An 18467-nucleotide genomic window follows, 5' to 3' on the forward strand; every position below is an offset into this window, starting at 1 on the left:
CGTCGCGGCGCTGCCCAACGGCGACATGCACCTGGTGACCCTCACCGGCGGCTCGGTCTACGACAACGTCCGCCACGCCGACGGCAGCTGGCAGGGCGCCCAGGTCTTCGACAACGGCGGCTACGTCTCCTCCGTCGCCGCGGTCGGCATGCCCAACGGCGACATGCACGTCGAGACCCTCAACAACGGCTCGGTCTACGACAACATCCGCTTCGCCAACGGCACCTGGCAGGGTGCCGCGGTCGCCGACAACGGCGGCGGCATCGGCGCCATCTCCGCCGCGGCGCTGCCCAACGGCGACATGCACCTGGTGACCCTCACCGGCGGCTCGGTCTACGACAACGTCCGCCACGCCGACGGCAGCTGGCAGGGCGCCGCGCTCGCCGACGGCGGCGGCCACGTCAACGCCATCTCCGCCAGCGGCATGCCCAACGGCGACATGCACCTGGAGACCCTCGCCAAGTAACGGGTCGCCGACGACCCGGACCCCGACCGCCCGGTCCCGCCCAAGGGACCGGGCGGTCACCCTCGCCGCCACCCCGGCCCGGACCGGCGACACCCCGCGGGTGCCGCCCGACTTCCCTCCCGGGCCGGGACACCCGATCCAGCCGCTCACCCACCGCGTCCACCACCGCGGATTCCCAGGAGCCCACCATGCCCGCACGCACGCTCAAGGCCCCCGTCCTCCGCCGGATATCCGCCGCCGCCGTACTGATGGCACTTTCCGCACCCCTGCTCGTTCCGACGGAGGCCTCGGCCGCCTCGGTCGCCACCTGGGACAAGGTCGCCCAGTGCGAGAGCAGCGGCAACTGGAGCATCGTCAGCGCCAACCGGCTCTACTACGGCGGTCTCCAGATCAGCCTCGCCAACTGGCGCTACTACGGCGGCCTGAACTACGCGGCCCGCCCGGACCTCGCCACCAAGCAGCAGCAGATCCTCATCGCGGAGAAGATCCTGGCCGACCAGGGTGCCCGCGCCTGGTCGTGCGCGCCGGGCACCGGTCTCTCCACCGACCACACCAACCCGTACCCCGACCCCTCCCCCAACCCGGCTCCGGCGCCGAGTTGGAAGACGCAGGTGCTGGTGAACGGCGGGGGCGGGATCTACCACGCGACCCGTGACGCGTCCGGCAACTGGTCGGGCTTCGCCAACGTCAACGCCCAGGTCGGCGACATCGGCGCCGTGGGTTCGGTGGCGGACGCCGGCATCAACGGCGACACCCACGTGGTGGCGGTCGGCGGCAACGGCGACATCTACCACGTCGTCCGCTTCGCCGACGGCCAGTGGGGCGCGTTCGGCGACGTCAGCTCCGAGGCCGGGCAGCTGAGTTCGGTGACGAAGGTGTCCGCGGTGTCGATCGGCCCGGAGCTGAACGTGCTGGCGGTCGCGAACGGGCGGCTGTTCCACTCGGTGCGCCACGCGGACGGGACCTGGGCGGCGTTCGGCGACGTGCAGTCGCAGGCAGGGGCGCTGCCCGGGGCCGTGACCTCCGCGTCCGAGGCCTCCGTGAACGGTCAGCTGCAGGTGGTGGCCGTCGCCGGCGGCCGGGTCTACCACTCGATCCGCGGCGCCGACGGCACCTGGAGCCCGTGGGGGGACGTGTACGCGGCAGCGGGGGACGCGGGTCCGGCGACCGACGTCGCGGTGACCGGCTCCGGCGCGGACATGCAGATCGTCATCACGTCGAACGGGGGGACGAAGCAGTACCACGGCGCCCGGCTCGGCAACGGCCAGTGGATGCCGCTGGCCGACCTGACCTCGGTGGCCGGCTCGTTCACCACGACGTCGGTGAGTGCCGCGACCGTCGCCGGGGAACTCCAGGTGGCGTTCGTGACAACGGACAACCGCATCCTGCACGCCGTCCGCCACCCGGACGGCAGCTGGCAGAACGCCGCCGCCGTCGACCTGACCGGCGTCAACGGCAACCACTACGCCGTCGGCATCACCGGGACGCTCTGACCCCGGCCGGTCCGACTCCGGCCACCGGCTCCAGCCACCGACTCAAGCCACCGGCTCCGGCGGGTCCTACCCCGACCGGAGCCGGCGCACGTCTACTGCGCCGAACCGGCGAAACGCCTGAACCGGTTGGCCTACCCTCATCGAGTCGTCCACAAACGAACTCCCTCACCCCCCTAGCTTCGCGGCCGGGCGAGCCCACCCGGGCCCGCCGCCCCTTCCAGCTAGGAGAAGCAGTGCGCATCACCCAGAAGGCCGTCGCGACCCTCGTGGCCGCCGCCTCCTTCAGCGGCATCGCCGCCCTCAACGGCACCCCGGCCACGGCCGCCGTCCCGGTCACCGCTTCCCTCCAGGTCCAGAGCGACACCACCGACCTGGACGAGTACCTCGGAAACGACGTCTGGACCCGCGACGCCGTCCTCACCTACCAGGCCTGGACCCTCACCCCGCTCGGCAACGGCACCTTCACCATCAAGGGCACCCACTACGGCAAGTGCCTCGTGGCCAACGGCCCCGGCAAGACCGTCACCCAGCAGACCTGCGACCAGAACGACCTCGGCCAGCGGTGGATCGTCGAGCCGAGCGTGGACGCCACCGCCATCGCCAGCGTGAAGTACCTGGACTACGTCCTCCAGGCCAACGGGCAGGACCAGCGGGTCACCACCGAGCTGTCGGTCGGCTCGTCGAACCAGCAGTGGACCGCCTACGTGAAGTAGCGGGCGCCCGACACCGACCCGCCGCCCCCCGGCGGCGGGTCGGTGAGCTGAATCCGGCTCGCGCCGATCACTGGCCGCCCTGCCCGGCGCTGCCGATCGGGCCGACCTTCACCGGGTTGCCGGGGGCGTCGGTGGCGGGCAGTGAGGCGGCGCCCGGCCACTGGAGGGTGACGGACTTGGTCTCGTCCGGCGGGGTCACCACGAGGCCGGTGAGGCGCAGGCCGGTGCCACCCGTGTTGTTCGCCGGGTAGCTGATGCCGAAGAAGGTCGACTTCCCGTTCTTGAGGACGCCCGGGACGACCGGCTCACCGGAGCGCTCCGCCGACATCGAGCCCGCGTTGGTCTTCAGGTCGACACCGGCGTACCCGCTGATCGAGCAGTCGTGGCCGCTCTTGTTCTTCAGCTCGACCACCACGGTGCGGGTGGCATCGCCGTCGATGGTGCGGTCGGCGGCCGAGATGGTGAGGTCGTCGGTCCGGCACTTGCCGCCCGCCTTGCCGCCGTCGGTCGAACCGCTCCCGCCGGTGGTGGCCTTCCCGCTGGGGGCCGAACCGGCCGGGGCGGCCTTGGTGGGCACGGCGCCGGCGGTCGGCGCGGCGGTCGGCGTGTTCGCCGCCGTACCGCTGTCGAGGTCGTCGTTCTGGCAGGCCGTCAGGGAGAGACCGGCGGCAACGACCAGGGTGGCGAGGGTCAGCTTCTGAACGCGCATCATGTCTTCCTCAGGTTCGGGTGGTAGTGGCCGGGTTTCTGGTGAGCAGGACAACCGCACCGGGAGAACCGTTCCGCCCAACCGGCCGCCAAGACAGTGCTGTTACACGAAGGAGCGCGTACGTCGGGCTCCTTATCCCCGCCATACGGCCCCGAGCCCAGGCGGCACACCGGTTCTCACGACTCCCCCGCCGCCCCGACACGGCCGGCGCCCGCTGGGACAGACCCGTGACCGAGCGGATCTTGACCCGGGACGTGTCCGCGTCAGATCGGTGCGGCGCCAGGTCGGTGCGGCGTCAGATCGGTGCAGCGCCAGGTCGGTGCGGCGTCAGATCGGTGCGGCGCCAGGTCGGTGCGGTGTCAGGTCGGTGCGGCGTCAGGCGAGGGCCGGGTGGACGAGTCGGCCGTGGTGGATGAGGGACGCGGCCTGCTTGAGGCGGCGCACCCGGACGCTGATCTCGTAGCCGCGGATGCCGTCGAGGTGGGCGAGGCGGTGGCTGAGGTACCGGTAGAAGTCCGGGGTGTCCTTGCAGAACACGACCGCCATGATGTTGTGCCGGCCGCTGACGGCCGCGGCGAAGGCGCACTCGTCGTGCCGGCTGATCTCCTCGCCGATCCCGTGCAGCCGGGACAGGTCGACCTGGAGCCAGAGGGTGGCGTTGAGCTCGTAGCCGAGGCGTTCGGGCAGGGTGTCGACGTCGAAGACGAGGGAGCCGCTGGCCTCCAGGGCCTCCAGGCGGCGGGCGACCCGGGGCTTGGACCAGCCGGTGACCTCCGCGAGGTTGGTGTGGGAGGCGCGGCCGTCCTCGGCCAGGGCGGCGAGCAGGGGGAGGTCCTCCTCGCCCGGGGTGAGCGGGGGGCCGACGGGCTCGGCGCGGTCCCCGGCGAGCTGCCGCACCTGATCGCCGTCGAGGGAGCCCTCCCCGCCGGTCCAGCCGGCCGCGCGCTCGGCGCCGAAGGGGTGGATCAGCAGGTCGACGCTCATGTCGAGGACGGAGGCGGCCTTGGGGAGTTGACGCAGCAGGACGTCGTCGCGGCCGGTGCCGGCCGGTGAGCGGATGATGCAGTTGATCTCCGACCCGCCGGAGGCGATGCCCACGTAGGCGACGTCGGAGCGGCGGGCGAGGGAGTCGGCGAGCGGCCCCACCGCGTCGGGGCGGCAGCGCAGGCGGGCGATCCACTCGGCCTGGCCGTGGGCGGCGGGGCTGCTCAGGCCGACGACGCGCAGGACCCCGCCGCGGCGCAGGGCGGTGTAGCGGCGCGCCACGGTCTGCTCGGACACCCCGATGACCTCGCCGAGGCGGCGGAAGGAGACCCTCGGGGCGTAGTGGAGTCCGTGGATGATTTTGCGGTCCAGGTCGTCGGGCATGGGGGAATCGTCACACACCGATCGCCGGGCTGGAGGTTGTGGAACATCTGCCGGTCTCGCCTGGGGATCCCTCGCCCGTCCGGGTGAAGCTGGTCGGCGGCTCCGCAGGCGACCGGTGGCCGGCACGGGCCGCGGGGCCCGGCCGGTGCGCCCGGCCTGTGAGCGGGCGCGCGCCGGACGGCGGCGCTCTCACCGCAGCCGGTGCCCGCGCGGCACCTCCGCAGTCGAAGGAACCCTTCGTGAACTCCGCAACGATGCAGGGCCCCCAGGCCCAGGACCCCGGGGCTCGGCGCTCCCGGGCGCAGGGCCTCCGGGCGCGGCGCCCCCCGGCCGGACGGGGCACCACCCTCGTCATGGCCTGCCTGGGCGTCTTCGTCGCCTACCTGCCGGTGACCACCGTGTCGGTGAGCCTGCCGGCGATCCAACGGGCGCTCGGCGCCTCCACGGCCCAACTGTCCTGGGTGTCGGACGCGTTCGTGCTGCCGATGGCCGCGCTGATCCTGACCACCGGCGTGGTGGGCGACGTCCACGGCCGCAAGCGGGTGTTCCAGGCGGGCATGGCGCTGTGCGCGCTGGGCGCCGCGATCTCGCTGAGCTCGGACTCGGTGCGGGTGCTGTGGGCCGGGCAGGCGGCCTCCGGGCTGGGGGCGGCGGCGCTGCTGCCCACCACGCTGGCGCTGATCAGCCACGCGGTGCCGGACCACCGGGAGCGGGGGAAGTTCATCGGCCTGTGGGCGATGTCCCTGCTGGCCTCGCTGGCCGTGGGCCCGCTGATCGCGGGCGTGCTGCTGGAGCACGTGGCGTGGCGCTGGATCTTCCTGCTGCCCGTCCCGGTGTCGCTGCTGGTGCTGGTCGTCGCCGCGTTCCTGCTGCCGGACTCGCGCGCGCCGCACGGGCGCCGGCTGGACTGGCCGGGGCAGATCAGCGCGGCCGTGGCCGTCACCGCCGTGGTCTACGGGGTGATCGAGGGCGGCGCGAACGGCTTCGGCGAGCCCGCGACCGTCGCCGCGCTGGCCCTGGGGGTGCTCGCCGCGGTGGTGTTCGTCGTGGTGGAGCGCCGCAGCGCCAGCCCGATGATCGACCTCGCGCTGTTCCGCAGCCCCGCGTTCACCGCCACCTCACTGGTCGCGATGATCAGCTTCCTGGGGCTGATCGGCTTCTTCTTCGTGCTCAGCCTGTACTTCGGCATGGTGCAGCACCTGAGCACCATGCAGGCGGCCCTGCGGATGGTGATGGTGACGGGGGCCTCGCTGGCCGCCAGCCTGCCGGTCGGACGGCTGATGCACCGGGTGTCCGCGCGGGTCCTGATCACCACCGGACTGGTCGTCACGGCCGGCTCGCTGCTGTCCCTGACGAACCTCGACGCCCACACCTCCTTCGGCTCGATCGCCTGGCGGCTGCTGCTGCTCGGCCTCGGCCTGGGCGCCGTCCTCACCCCGATGACCGCCTCCGCCGTCTCCGCCGTCCCGCACCACCTGGCCGGCATGGCGGCGGCCGGCAACAACGCCTTCCGCCAGGTCGGCGGTGCCCTCGGCCCCGCCGTGCTCGGCGCCCTGCTGACCACCCGGGCGCTCGACGCCCTGCCCGGCCGGCTGACGGCCGCCGGGGTGCCGGCCGAGACGGGCCGGCACGTCCTCGACGTCGCCCGCGACCAGGGCCTCGGCGCCGTCGCCGGGCTCGACCTCGGGCCCGCCACCGGGCAGGCGCTGACCGCCCTCGGCGGCTCCTTCCTGGACGGCCTCCGGCTCTGCCTGATCGTCGCGGCCTCGCTCGCCCTGCTGGCCGCCCTCGCCTGCGCCGTGCTGCTGCGGCCGGCGGCGCGCACCGCGCCGGTCCCGGCCCCCGGCCCGGTCACCGGGGAGCCGGCGCCCGAGCAGGAGCCGGCCCGCACCCGCTGACCGGGACGCGGGGGCTCGGCCGGCGGGCCCGTCGAAGCTGCCCGCCTGTCGGGCGGGCCCGATCATCACCGTGAACGCGACGGGGGCAGGGCCACCGGAAGACCTCCGGTGGCCCTGCCCCTCACAGATTGCGCTCTGCGGGCGTCAGTTCATGAAGGTGACGTCCCAGTGGCTGCCCTCGTTGGCGTAGATGTTGCCGGAGGCGGCGGTCCACAGGTCGGCGCCGTCACCGCGGGTGCCGGTGTGGGAGAAGGTGCCGTGGATGTAGTTGGTGACACAGCTCGACATGGCGAAGTCCAGCTTGTAGCCGGTGCCGTGGCTGTAGGTGCCGCTGGCGTGGCCGGTCTCGGTGCCACCGGTGATGTTCAGCGCGCAGCCGCTGGCGTTCTTGAAGTTGACGGCGCCGGTCGCCGAGGCGCGGCGCAGGCCGTCGAAGGAGGTGCAGCTGCTGTTGGTGCGGTCCGAGCAGTTGCCCGAGGAGGACCAGGTGATGCCGGCCGCCGAGAACATCGACGCGGCCTGCGACTGGGTGAGGGTGTCGCCACCGCCACCGCCGCCACCGGTGCTGCCGCCGCCGCCGAGCAGGGCGGCCCAGGTGGCCGGGCCGACGATGCCGTCGACCGGGTTCAGGCCGGCGGACTGCTGGAAGGCGCGGACCTTGCCGTCGGTGCCGTCGCCGAAGGCGCCGTCGACCGCCAGGCCGGCCCCGTGGGCGTTCAGCTGGACCTGGAGCGCCTTGACGGCGTCGTTGTTGTCACCCTTGCGGACGGTGACGATCAGCTTGGACCAGGTGTCGGAGCCGACGATGCCGTCCACCGGGTTGAGGCCGTTGGCGCTCTGGAAGTTCTTGACCTTGGTCTCGGTGCCGGAGCCGAAGTCACCGTCGACGCCGAGACCGGCGCCGTGGGCGTTCAGCAGGTACTGGACCGTGCTCACGTTGTCGCCGTGGTCACCGTTGCGGACGAGGGGCCAGCCGGCGGCCTGGGCGGCGGGGGCGACGAGCACCGCCGCGAGAAGCGCGGCGAACATCGCGGCGACGATTGCCGGGATGCGTTTCATGACGGTTCCTCACTGACTGACTGAGCGCGGAGCGCGGAAGCGCGCGGAGCGGGAAGCGGCGGCACCGAACGGCTCGTCGGCCGCGACCGGCCACCGCTGACAGACCGTAGGAGCCGCCGGCGGCGTCCCGCTAGCGCGTCCCGTCCCTGGGACGGCGAGGCCCCGGGGACGGCCCCCGGGCCCGGGGCGGCCGGTCGTCCCAGGGATGCTCCGCACCGCAACGGCCCACCGCCGGGCAGGCGGTGGGCCGTCCGTCGCGAGCGACCGCTCAGTCCGCGGCCCCCTCCGGCGGCACCACGGACATCGCCGCACCGCCGGTGACCCGCAGCAGCTCCTGGTACGTCATCGGCACCACGGTGTGCGGGTGCCCGGCCGCCGCCCAGAGCACCTCGTACCGCCGCAGCGCGGTGTCCACGACCGTGCGCAGCGGCGCCGGGTGGCCGGTCGGGGCGACGCCGCCGATGGCCTGGCCGGTGGCCTCGCGGACCTGCTCGGCGGAGGCCCGGGCGATCCGGCCCGCGCCCAACTCGGCGGCCAGGTAGGAGGTGTCCACCTTGTGGGCGCCGCTGGTCATCACCAGCAGCGGTTCGCCGTCGCAGCTGAACACCAGGCTGTTGGCGATCGCCCCGACCTCGCAGTCGAGGGCGGCGGCGGCCTCGGCGGCCGTGCGGGCGGAGTCGGGCAGGACGACGATCTCACCGGCGACACCGGCCGCCGCCAGCGCCTCGGCGACCGCGACGCTTCGCGTGGGAAGGGAGGAACTCATCGCCCCATCATGCCTTTCCGCGTCCGGCTCCCGTACCGGCCGCGGTTCGGCCCGAAGCCCGGTCGGCGGCGCTGAGCACCGCCGGGTCGGTTCGGAGCGAGGCCGTGTCGTTTCGGCCCGAGGCCCGGTCGGCGGCGCTGAGCACCGCCCGTACGCCGGCCGTGAGCACCGAGGCGTCGCGCCCGGCACCCCAGACCACCCGGCCGCCGGCCCGGGCCTCCAGGTAGGCGACGGCGTCGGGGCTGCCGGCGACCTTGTGTTCGGTGAAGGAGAGGATCTCGACGCCCACCGCGTCCGCGACCGCGTCCACCGGACCGGCGCCGCCGCCCCGGCGGCCGTCCACCTCGGCCCAGTCCTCGCCGACCCGCCAGGCCCGGGCGGCGCCCGCGTCCAGGTACTCGGAGCGGAACAGCTCGTACAGCTCCTCGCCGGTCACCTCCCGCCCGCTGTCGTCCGCCGCCTCCTGGACCACCCGGGCGAACTCGATCTGGAGCCGCCGGGGCGGTTCCAGCCCGGCCCCGGTCTGCATCAGGTAGGCGATCCCGCCCTTGCCGGACTGACTGTTGACCCGGATCACCGCCTCGTAGTCGCGTCCGAGGTCGGCCGGGTCGATCGGCAGGTACGGGACGGACCAGGGCGTCTCCCGCTCGGGCAGCCCGAGTTCGGCGGCGGCCCGCGCGTGCCGGGCGAGGCCCTTCTTGATGGCGTCTTGGTGGGTGCCGGAGAAGGCGGTGTGGACGAGGTCCCCGGCGTAGGGGTGGCGCTCGTGCACGGGCAGCCGGTTGCAGTGCTCGACGGTGCGGCGGATCCCGTCGATGTCGGAGAGGTCGAGCATCGGGTCGACGCCCTGGGTGTGGAGGTTGAGCGCCAGGGTCACCAGGTCGACGTTGCCGGTGCGTTCGCCGTTGCCGAACAGGCAGCCCTCGACCCGCTGGGCGCCCGCCAGCACGGCCAGTTCGGCGCAGGCGACGCCGGTGCCCCGGTCGTTGTGCGGGTGGACGGAGAGGATCACGCCGTCGCGGCGGTCCAGGTGCCGGTCCAGGTACTCGATCTGGTCGGCGTAGACGTTCGGGGTGGCGATCTCCACGGTGGCCGGCAGGTTGTGGATGACGGGCCGGTCGGGGCTCGCGTCCCACAGCGCGCTCAGGCCGTTGCAGACCTCCAGCGCGTAGTCCGGCTCGGTCAGGTTGAACACCTCGGGCGAGAACTGGAACCGCAGGCCGTCCCGCCCCTCGCCGTGCCGGGCCATCCGCTCGGCGGCCGCGGTGATCAGCGCCCGCAGTTCGTCCCGGTCCTTGCCGAGGACGAGGTCGCGCCAGAGCGGGGCGGTGGCGGTGTAGAGGTGGACGACGACCCGCGGCAGGCCGCGGACCGCCTCGAAGGTGCGGTCGATGAGGTCGGCCCGGGCGGCGGTGAAGACGACGACCGTGACGTCCTCCGGCAGGGCGTCGGGGTGCTCGGCGAGCCGGCGGACGAACTCGAAGTCGGTGCGGCTGGCGGAGGGGTAGCCGACCTCGATCTCCTTGAAGCCCATGGCCAGGAAGAGGTCGAACATCCGCTGCTTGCGCGCCGGGTCCATCGGCTCGGCGAGCGCCTGGTTGCCGTCGCGCAGGTCGACCGGCACCCACAGCGGGGCCCGCTCGATCCGGCGGCCGGGCCAGCGGCGCAGCAGGGCGGGGACGTGGACCCGCTCGTGGGCGGGACGGTAGCGGTGGGAGGGCATGGCGCCGCCGCGCTGGGGGTTCCAGGCGGGGGCGTCGGCCGGGACGGGCCCGGCGGGGGCGTGCAGGGTCGGGTATCGCATGGGGTCTCTGGGTGTCCTCGACTGGTGACCGGAGACCGGCAGGACGGCGCCCCGCAGCGGGGTGCCGGTCAGGTCACGCCCCGCTGCGGCCACCAAGAAGGAGAACGCTCCACGGCTGCATGCCGGGTAGACTAACCACGATCCAAGTCCTCAGACAACCCGACAGGTGACGACGATGGCCCCGCTCCGCCCCTCCCCCCTCGCCGAACAGGCCGCCGCGCTGATCGAGGAACGGATCCGGGCCGGCGAGTGGCCGGTCGGCGGCAAGCTGCCCGGCGAGGTGGCGCTCGCCAAGGAGCTGGGCGTCGGCCGCTCGACCGTCCGGGAGGCGCTGCGCACCCTCGCCGCGGCCGGGATGGTGCACGCCCGGCAGGGCTCCGGGGTGTTCGTGACGTCCGACCGCCCGACCACCGGGGACTGGGCGACCCGGCTGCGGGCCGCCGAGCTGGCGCACATCTACGAGGTGCGGACGATGGTCGAGGTGCAGGCCGCCCGGCTGGCCGCCGAGCGCCGCACGGCGGCGGACCTCACCGCCATGGACGCCGCACTGGCCGCGCGCCGGGCCGCGGGCGGGGCGGACGACACGGCCTTCGTGGACGCCGACATCGCGCTGCACACGGCGATCGTGGCCGCCGCCCACAACCCCGTCCTGGATGACCTGTTCGCCCAGTTCGCCCCGATCCTGCGGGAGCACCTGGTCGAACTGGTCGGCCTGTTCGGGCTGCGCGAGGGCGATCCGGACCACGGCTACGACACGCACGCGGAGCTGGTCCGGGTGCTGCACGAGGGCGACCCGGCGGCGGCCGGGCGGGTGCTGGCGGCGGAGTTGGAGTCGACGCGCGCGCAACTGCTGAACCACTGAGGGGTCGTCTTCCGTACGCCCCCTCCGGCCGGGTCGCCGGACGAGGCGTCACACAGTCTTCACACAGCGGTCATCCAGTGGCCTCGGGCGGCCCCGACACTGTGTCAGGCACGACCGGAGCAGGCTGCTTCGAGCACAAACGGTCAACGTGCGGGTGACATTGTGTCCACCTGGTGCACAAGCACCACCCAGGTGGCGAACGGGCTTTCACTCCAATCACACGATATGACTAGTATCGCTTCGTCAAAAGCCCGTGCCCGGACGGCCCGCCCCTCACCGGCCGGCCGCCAGCCCCAAGGAGTCTGCTCTGCGCGCGCGTGCGAATCGGCGGCCCCCGACGCCGAAGGCCCCCCGCAGGCGTCCACGCCTGTCCCTGCGGGCGGCACTACTCGTCCTGGCCGTCGTCCCCAGCCTCGCCCTGGTCGCCCTCTGGGCGGTCACCAGCGGTGAGACCGTCTTCGACTTCCAGCGCCAGGCCGCCCAGGGCATGCTCGCCCAGAAGGCCGGCCAGCCGTCCAACATCGTCTACTACAACCTCCAGGAGGAGCGTCGGCTCAGCGCCGACGCGCTCGCCCGGCCCGGCAGCAACACCGACCAACTGCGCCACCAGCGGCAGTTGACCGACGACGCGGTCCGCCAGTTCCAGGCCCTGTCCGGCGAGACCGCCGACCACGCCCCGGACGACGTCCGCAGCGCCGTCGCCGAGGCCCGGCAGGCCATGGGCAAGCTCGCCGAGGAACGCGCCGCCGTCGACAAGGGCTCGATCGACCAGCAGACCGTCTTCACCTACTACACCGACCTGATCGCCGTCGACCTGCGGCTGTTCACCGCGCTCAGCCACGTCGACGCGGGCGAGGTCACCTGGGTGTCCAAGACCCTGGTCAACACCTTCTGGGCCAAGGAGATGCTGGCCCGCGAGGACGCCCTGCTGGCCCGCGGCTGGACCACCGGGCGGCTCAGCACCGCCGACTACCAGCAGGTCCAGCAGCTGATCGGCGCCCAGGACCACCTGTTCACCGTCCAGATCCTCCCGTACATCCCCGAGGGCGAGGCGGCCGGCTGGCACGACCTGATGAACGGCCCCGCCTGGCAGGCCAAGGCCGCCGTCGAGCAGCAGCTCACCCGGCCGGTCGCCGCCGACTCCAACGGCACCGTCAAACTGCCCGCCGCCCAGGACCAGTGGCGCCAGGCCGTCGACCAGCTCAACCCGCAGCTGGTCAAGAACATCGAGGCCCGCACCAGCGCCATCGTCGAGGTCGGCAAGGGGACCATCCTCAGCCTGCTCACCCGCGTGGTGCTCACCGCCGTCGTCGGCCTGATCGCCGTCGTCGCCGTCGTCATCGCCTCCTGGCGGATCAGCCGCTCGCTGCGCCGCCGGATCAAGGACCTCCAGACCCAGGCCGAGGAGATGGAGCGCACCCTGCCCGCGGTGGTCGACCGCCTCGGCCGCGGCGAGCAGGTCGACGCCGAGGCCGAGAGCCGCGCCGTCACCACCGGCGAACACGGCAACGGCACCGACGAAATCGCCCGCCTCGGCCAGGCCCTCAATCTGGCCCGCTCCGCCGCCCTGGAGGCCGCCGTCCGGCAGGCCGCCCAGCACCGCGGCTTCGAACGCCTCCTCCAGCGCATCGCCCGCCGCACCCAGCTGCTGATCGGCCGCCAACTGCGCAAGCTCGACGAGCTGGAGCGCAAGCACGAGGACCCGGAGGTCCTGGAGGGCCTGTTCGACCTCGACCACCTCACCGCCCGCCTGCGCCGCTACGAGGAGAACCTCGTCATCATGGCCGGCGGCCAGCCGCAGCGGCGCTGGCGCAAGCCCGTACCGCTGCTGGACGTGCTGCGCTCCGCCCAGGGCGAGGTGCAGGACTACCGCCGGATCATGATCGACGTCGAGGGCCACCCGTGGCTCTCCGAGCGGGCCGTCGGGCCGGTCGCCCACGTGCTCGCCGAGCTGATGGAGAACGCCACCACCTTCTCCAAGCCGCCGACCCCGGTGGAGGTCCGGGCCGCCATGGTCGGCCGCGGGCTCGCCGTCGAGATCGAGGACCGCGGCCTCGGCATGGACCCGGAACAGTACGACGCCGCCAACGAGCTGATGAGCCGCCCGCCGCGCACCGACGTGCTGGCCCGGGCCGACGACATCCGGCTCGGCTTCTACGTGGTCGCCCGGCTGGCCGCGCTGACCGGACTGAAGATCGAGTTCCGGCCGTCGGCCTTCGGCGGCACCCGGGTGGTCGTGCTCGTCCCGGACGAGCTGGTCATCGACGGCGACACCGGGCTGCCGGACGCCGCGCCGGTCGAGCCCATCCCACTGGTCCGCCGCTCGCGCCGGGCGCTGCGCTCCGCCGCCGACGAGACGCAGCAGCCGGTCGGGCCGCCGATGGCGCCGGTGGACTCCTTCGGGGCGGTCGGGCCCGCCGGGGCGGCCGTACCGGCGGGGCAGGCGCTCGGGCCGGCCGGGGCGGTCGTACCGGCCGTACCGGCGGGCCCGACGGGGCAGGCCGGGCAGGCGCTCGGGCTCCCCGGGCAGGCCGCGCACGCCCAGTGTGTGGCCGCGGTGTTCCAGGAACCGGGATTCCAGGAACCGCCCTTCCCGGAACCGGCGTTCCCGGAACCGCCCTTCCCGGAACCGGCGTTCCCGGCGCACCCCGTCCCGGCCCAGCCGTACCCGCAGCCCTACCAGCCCGGCCCCGCCGAGCAGCCGATCCAGCACAACTCCCCCGCCGACCCGCCGCCCGGCTACGCCGCCACCCCGGCCGAGGCCCAAGGCGGCGTACCCGCCGCCACCCCCGCACCGGAGGCCCCGGCCTACCCGGACATCGCCTACGCCCGGGTCACCGAGGCCGAGGCCCCGTACGCCGACGAGCAGTACCGCCCGGCCGACCACTACCGGCTGGCCGAGCGGCGCCGCGGGCGGGAGTACCCCTCCGCCGTACCGGTGAGCCCGGTCGAGGGCGGGCAGCCGCCGCTGCCGCAGCGCGTCCGGCAGGCCAGCCTGGCCGCCGAGCTGCGGGTGCCGCCGCCGGGCCGCCAGCAGTGGGTCGACCCGGCCGCCGGGCAGCCCGCCGGCCCGGTGGACGCCACCGCGGCCGCCGACCCCGTCCAGCGGCCGGTCCGGCGCTCCGGCGCCGCCATCGGCGCCTTCCAGCGCCAGTCCCGCGCCGCCCGCGCCCAGGACAGCGGCGAGCACCCGCTGCCGCCGGCCGCCACCCCGCCGGCTCCCCCCGCACTGCCCGCCGGTCCCCCCGCCTCCGCGTCCGCGCCCTCCCCCTGGGCCCTGCCGGCCGCGGAACCCCGAACCACACGAACGGATGACCAGTCATGAACCGCACGATCGCCACCCACCAGGATCTGGACTGGCTGCTGGACGGACTCGTCGACTCGGTGCCCGGGACCCGCAACGCCGTCCTGCTCTCCGACGACGGCCTCGTGGTCAGCCACTCCCGCACCATCGAGCGGGCCGACGCCGAGCGCCTCGCCGCCGTGGCCACCGGCCAGCAGTCGCTCGCCCGGGGCGTCGGCCAGCTCTTCGACGGCGGGCCGGTCCACCAGGTCATCGTCGAGCTCGCCGAGTGCTGGCTGTTCGTCATCGCCGCCGCCCAGGGCACCCACCTGGCCGTGGTCGCCTCCCAGGAGGTGGACGCCGAGGTGATGTCCGTCGCGATGCACACCCTCGTCCAGCAGGTCGGCCAGAAGCTCACCACCCCGGCCCGCGCCGAGGGCGCCCCCGCGTCCTTCGACGCCTTCGCCACCCGGAGCCGGAGCTGACCGGGGTGGGCCCGTACCGCGACGAGGGCGACGACGCCTGGGCGCGCGGCCGGGTGCCGCACTGGAGCGAACTGGAGGAACCCGACGCCGAGGACGAGACCGGCGTCATGGTCCGCCCGTACACCATCACCCGCGGCCGGACCGCGCCCGAGCGCGACGACCTCACCCTCATCACCGTGCTCACCACCGCCGAGGACGAGGCCGACGCGGCCCTGGCGCGGGGCAGTCGCGCCGGTGCCCGCGGCCTCCAGCCCGAGCACCGGCTGATCCTCGACCGCTGCCGCCGCCCGGCGGCCGTCGCCGAGGTCGCGGCCGGCCTGGACCTCCCGGTCTCGGTCACCAAGATCCTGCTGGGCGACCTCGTCGCCCAGGGCCTACTGAAGGCCCGGGCCCCGCTCTCGGTGGCCCGCGCCGCCGGGGACGTGGACCTCGGCCTGCTCACGGCCGTACGTGAAGGACTCCGGAGGCTCTAAGCCATGGCAACACCCCACTCCGCCACCCCCGTTGCCGCCCCCGCCGCGGTCAAGATCCTCATCGCCGGCGGCTTCGGCGTCGGCAAGACCACCCTGGTCGGCTCGGTCAGCGAGGTCACCCCGCTGCGCACCGAGGAGTACCTGACCACGGCCAGCGTCGGCGTCGACGACCTGGCCGGCGTCGACCAGAAGGACACCACCACCGTCGCCCTGGACTTCGGCCGGATCACCGTCAGCCCCGAGCTGGTGGTCTACCTGTTCGGCACCCCCGGGCAGGAACGTTTCTGGTTCATGTGGAACGACCTGGTCAACGGCGCCCTCGGCGGGATCGTCATCGCCGACACCCGGCGGCTGGACACCAGCTTCGCCTCGATCGACTTCTTCGAGAGCCGGGGCATCCCCTTCGTCGTCGCGATCAACTGCTTCCACAGCCACAACACCCGCACCCCGGACGAGATCCGGGCCGCCCTCGACCTCGACCCGCAGGTCCCGATGCTGATCGGCGACGTCCGCGAGCGCGGCTTCGGCCGCGACCTGCTGCTCGCCCTGGTCGACCACCTGATGGACCTCGCCGCCGCCCCCGTCGGCTGAACCTCCCCCGGAGCGCCCTACATGACCACCCCCCTTCGCGTCCTCGTCCACGGCGGCGGCATCGGCGGCCTCACCCTCGCCACCGCCCTCGCCCGGCGCGGCCACCAGGTCGAGGTCGCCGAACTGCGCGACCGGCTGGAGGCCCTCGGCGTCGGCATCATCCAGCCGTCCAACGCCCTCCACGTGATGCGCGAGATCGGCGTGCTCGACGAGTGCCTCGCCGCCGGCTTCGCATGGGAGGTGCTGACCATCTGCGACCCGGCCGGCACCACCGTCGCCCGGATCCCCCAGCCCCGGATGGGCGACGCCCCCTCCAACAACGGCATACCCCGCCCCGCCCTGGCCCGGGTGCTGGCCGACGCCGCCACCTCGGCCGGCGCCGTGCTGCGCTTCGGCACCACCATCGCCTCGGTGAAGGACGACGGCGCCGGGGTCGACGTCACCCTCGGCGACGGCCGCCACGGCCGCTACGACCTGGTCGTCGGCTTCGACGGCATCGGCTCCCCGCTGCGTCGGCACCTGTACGGCGACACGTACGCCCCCGAGTACACCGGCTTCGCCAACTGGCGTGTCACCCTGCCGCGTTCGCCCGAGGTCCAGGGCGTGGTGATGTCGGCCGGCAACCTCAAGGCCAAGGCGCTGCTCACCCCGATCAGCGCGGAACTCATGTACCTGGGCTCGGTGTTCGCCGAGGCCGAGGACTTCCGCCCGGACCCGTCCACCGCCCACGAGCAGCTGCGGGAACGCCTGGCCGGCTTCGGCGGCCCCATCGCCGAGGCCCTCGCCCAGGTCACCGACCCGGCCGCGGTGGTCTACTCCCGGATCTCCCAGGTCACCGTCGAGGAGCCCTGGCACGTCGGCCGCATCGTCCTGGCCGGCGACGCCGCCCACGCCTCCACCCCCCACCTCGCCCAGGGCGCCGCGATGGCCGTCGAGGACGCCCTCGTCCTGGCCGAGAGCCTGGACGCCGCCGAGGACGTCCCGGCCGCACTCACCGCCTGGGAGGCCCGCCGCCGCCCGCGCGCCATGTGGGTGCAGTCGCTGTCCCGCGCCGTCCTCAAGCAGGAGACCGGCACACCCACCACGGCGGAGGAGGACGAGCTGCTGAAGATCGGCATCCCGGGCGCCGCCCACGTCCTCGTCCAGCCGTACTGAGCCGCTGGTTCCGGGCCCCGCGCGGGAGTTGCGCCCACGCGGGGCCCGTAGCAGGCTGGTGATCATGACCGGCTTCTACCACGTCTGCTTCACCGTGCCCGACCTCGACGCGGCCATGGCCGACCTCACCGCCGCCGCCGGAGTGCGGTGGCGGGAACCGGCGGCCGGGCGGATCGGCGACTGGGACTACCGGATCGTCTTCACCGCCGGCGACGCGCCCTACATCGAGCTGATCGAAGCCCCGAACGGCGGCCCCTGGGGCGACACCGGCACCGCCCGCTTCCACCACCTCGGCTTCTGGTCCTCGGACGTCACCGCGGGCGCGGCCCGACTCGGCAACGCCGGCTTCCCGGAGGCCTTCTCCGGCTGTCCCTACGGACGCCCCTTCGTCTACCACCGCCTCGACAGCATCGGCGCGCACGTCGAACTGGTCGACGTCGCCCGGCAATCCGACTTCCTGGCCGCCTGGAACCCGGACGGCGCGCCGATGCCCGCGATCAACGAGTGATGCTCCGTCTGCGCGCCCACACCGCCGCCGAGACCCGGGCCAGCAGCCGGGCCGCCGGGTCGGTGCGGTCGCTGCCGTCCGCCAGCGGGCCGGTGTAGCAGACGGCGATCAGGTACGGCGGGCCGTCGTACGGGCGCACCAGGCCGACGCAGTGCCGGGCGCCGGGCACCCAACCGTTCTTGAACGCGATCCGGGTGCCCGGCGGGAGGCCGGCGGCGAGGTCCACCCGGAAGTCGTTGCGTTCGAGCAGGGCGAGTAGTTCGGGCTCGTCCGCGAGCGAGCGGAGCAGCCGGACCAGATCGCGGGCGCTCACCCGGTTGTGCACGCCCGCGTCGCGCGCCGCGTAGTCCTCGATCCCGCGCGGCGTGCTGCTGCGGGACGCCCCCGCCCGGCGCCACACCTCGGCCACCGCCCGCCGGTCGGTGCGGGCCAGGCAGAGGTTGGTGGCGAGGTTGGACGAGTGGGTGATCATCCGCTCGGCGAGCAGGCGCAGCGGCACGTGGGTGCCGAGCAGCTCCCACGGCAGCGGATCGCTGTCCCAGTCCGGATCGTTGCCGAACTCCCCGCCCACCACGGACTCGAAGCGGTTCACCACCGGCACCTCGGCGTCCAGGTCCGCCCCACCGCGCACCAGCGCCGCCAGCACCGCGACCTTCATCGTGCTCGCGGCATCGTGCAGTTCGTCCGGCGCCCGCTGGAACACCGGCTCGGCATTGCCCTCCCAGGGGGCCACCACCACAGACAGCATGGCGGAAGGGTAGGGCATCCAAGGCGGGTGACGGTGAACACCGAGGAGTGGGAAGTCGGCCACACCGACTTCCCACTCCTCACCCG

The 18467-nt window shown here is 73.9% G+C and carries 17 protein-coding genes; 11 read left to right on the plus strand and 6 right to left on the minus strand.

Going from position 1 to position 18467, the window contains the following annotated elements; all coding sequences use genetic code 11:
• From ACZ47G_RS14745 to ACZ47G_RS14755, 3 genes are all read left to right on the plus strand, one after another.
• The coding region (locus ACZ47G_RS14745) for a hypothetical protein (protein ID WP_465742493.1) at positions 1-466 on the plus strand (466 nt) is incomplete at its 5' end.
• Between the two features lie 188 nt (positions 467-654).
• Complete coding sequence (locus tag ACZ47G_RS14750; protein ID WP_465742495.1) at positions 655-1959, plus strand: transglycosylase family protein; 1305 nt, start codon at positions 655-657, stop codon at positions 1957-1959.
• A gap of 233 nt (positions 1960-2192) precedes the next feature.
• On the plus strand, positions 2193-2672 hold the full coding sequence (locus ACZ47G_RS14755; protein WP_465742497.1) for an RICIN domain-containing protein: 480 nt from the start codon (positions 2193-2195) through the stop codon (positions 2670-2672).
• A gap of 67 nt (positions 2673-2739) precedes the next feature.
• Here the strand turns inward: ACZ47G_RS14755 and ACZ47G_RS14760 are convergent, their stop codons facing one another.
• Positions 2740-3381, minus strand: a complete 642-nt coding sequence (locus ACZ47G_RS14760; protein WP_465742499.1) for a DUF4232 domain-containing protein — start codon at positions 3379-3381, stop codon at positions 2740-2742.
• Between the two features lie 375 nt (positions 3382-3756).
• A complete protein-coding gene (locus ACZ47G_RS14765) occupies positions 3757-4749 on the minus strand; it encodes an Lrp/AsnC family transcriptional regulator (protein ID WP_465742501.1) in 993 nt (330 codons plus the stop codon).
• Between the two features lie 353 nt (positions 4750-5102).
• Between ACZ47G_RS14765 and ACZ47G_RS14770 the strand changes: the two genes are divergently transcribed.
• Complete coding sequence (locus ACZ47G_RS14770) at positions 5103-6647, plus strand: MFS transporter (RefSeq protein ID WP_465742655.1); 1545 nt, start codon at positions 5103-5105, stop codon at positions 6645-6647.
• 144 nt (positions 6648-6791) lie between these two features.
• On the opposite strand, the gene ACZ47G_RS14775 is transcribed toward ACZ47G_RS14770, so the two are convergent.
• The 3 genes from ACZ47G_RS14775 to ACZ47G_RS14785 all read right to left on the minus strand — a co-directional run bounded on the left by ACZ47G_RS14775 (position 6792) and on the right by ACZ47G_RS14785 (position 10276).
• Positions 6792-7706, minus strand: coding sequence for a peptidoglycan-binding domain-containing protein (locus tag ACZ47G_RS14775; protein ID WP_465742503.1), 915 nt, complete (start codon positions 7704-7706; stop codon positions 6792-6794).
• Positions 7707-7974: 268 nt separating this feature from the next.
• Entirely contained in the window at positions 7975-8472 is a 498-nt protein-coding gene (locus ACZ47G_RS14780) for a YbaK/EbsC family protein (RefSeq protein WP_465742505.1), read from the minus strand.
• A gap of 7 nt (positions 8473-8479) precedes the next feature.
• Positions 8480-10276, minus strand: coding sequence for a 2-isopropylmalate synthase (locus ACZ47G_RS14785; protein WP_465742507.1), 1797 nt, complete (start codon positions 10274-10276; stop codon positions 8480-8482).
• Positions 10277-10451: 175 nt separating this feature from the next.
• On the opposite strand from ACZ47G_RS14785, the gene ACZ47G_RS14790 reads away from it, so the two are divergent.
• From ACZ47G_RS14790 to ACZ47G_RS14820, 7 genes are all read left to right on the plus strand, one after another.
• A complete protein-coding gene (locus ACZ47G_RS14790; RefSeq protein ID WP_465742509.1) occupies positions 10452-11138 on the plus strand; it encodes a FadR/GntR family transcriptional regulator in 687 nt (228 codons plus the stop codon).
• 253 nt (positions 11139-11391) lie between these two features.
• Complete coding sequence (locus tag ACZ47G_RS14795) at positions 11392-14463, plus strand: nitrate- and nitrite sensing domain-containing protein (protein ID WP_465742511.1); 3072 nt, start codon at positions 11392-11394, stop codon at positions 14461-14463.
• Positions 14460-14906 carry a roadblock/LC7 domain-containing protein gene (locus ACZ47G_RS14800; protein ID WP_380451525.1) on the plus strand — a complete coding sequence of 149 codons (447 nt, stop codon included), beginning with the start codon at positions 14460-14462 and terminating at the stop codon, positions 14904-14906. Before ACZ47G_RS14795 ends, ACZ47G_RS14800 begins: the two co-directional genes overlap by 4 nt.
• 107 nt (positions 14907-15013) lie before the next feature.
• A complete protein-coding gene (locus ACZ47G_RS14805; protein ID WP_380451653.1) occupies positions 15014-15379 on the plus strand; it encodes a DUF742 domain-containing protein in 366 nt (121 codons plus the stop codon).
• A gap of 3 nt (positions 15380-15382) precedes the next feature.
• Positions 15383-15970 (plus strand): GTP-binding protein, encoded by a 588-nt coding sequence (locus ACZ47G_RS14810; protein WP_380451523.1) that lies wholly within the window; start codon positions 15383-15385, stop codon positions 15968-15970.
• Between the two features lie 21 nt (positions 15971-15991).
• Positions 15992-17125, plus strand: coding sequence for an FAD-dependent monooxygenase (locus ACZ47G_RS14815; protein ID WP_465742514.1), 1134 nt, complete (start codon positions 15992-15994; stop codon positions 17123-17125).
• A gap of 64 nt (positions 17126-17189) precedes the next feature.
• Positions 17190-17633 (plus strand): VOC family protein, encoded by a 444-nt coding sequence (locus ACZ47G_RS14820; protein WP_465742516.1) that lies wholly within the window; start codon positions 17190-17192, stop codon positions 17631-17633.
• Here ACZ47G_RS14820 and ACZ47G_RS14825 read toward each other — a convergent pair.
• Positions 17623-18381, minus strand: coding sequence for a serine hydrolase (locus ACZ47G_RS14825; protein WP_465742518.1), 759 nt, complete (start codon positions 18379-18381; stop codon positions 17623-17625). The genes ACZ47G_RS14820 and ACZ47G_RS14825 overlap by 11 nt on opposite strands.
• Between the last annotated feature and the right edge of the window lie 86 nt (positions 18382-18467).

Source organism: Kitasatospora sp. NPDC030952 (assembly GCF_055571335.1).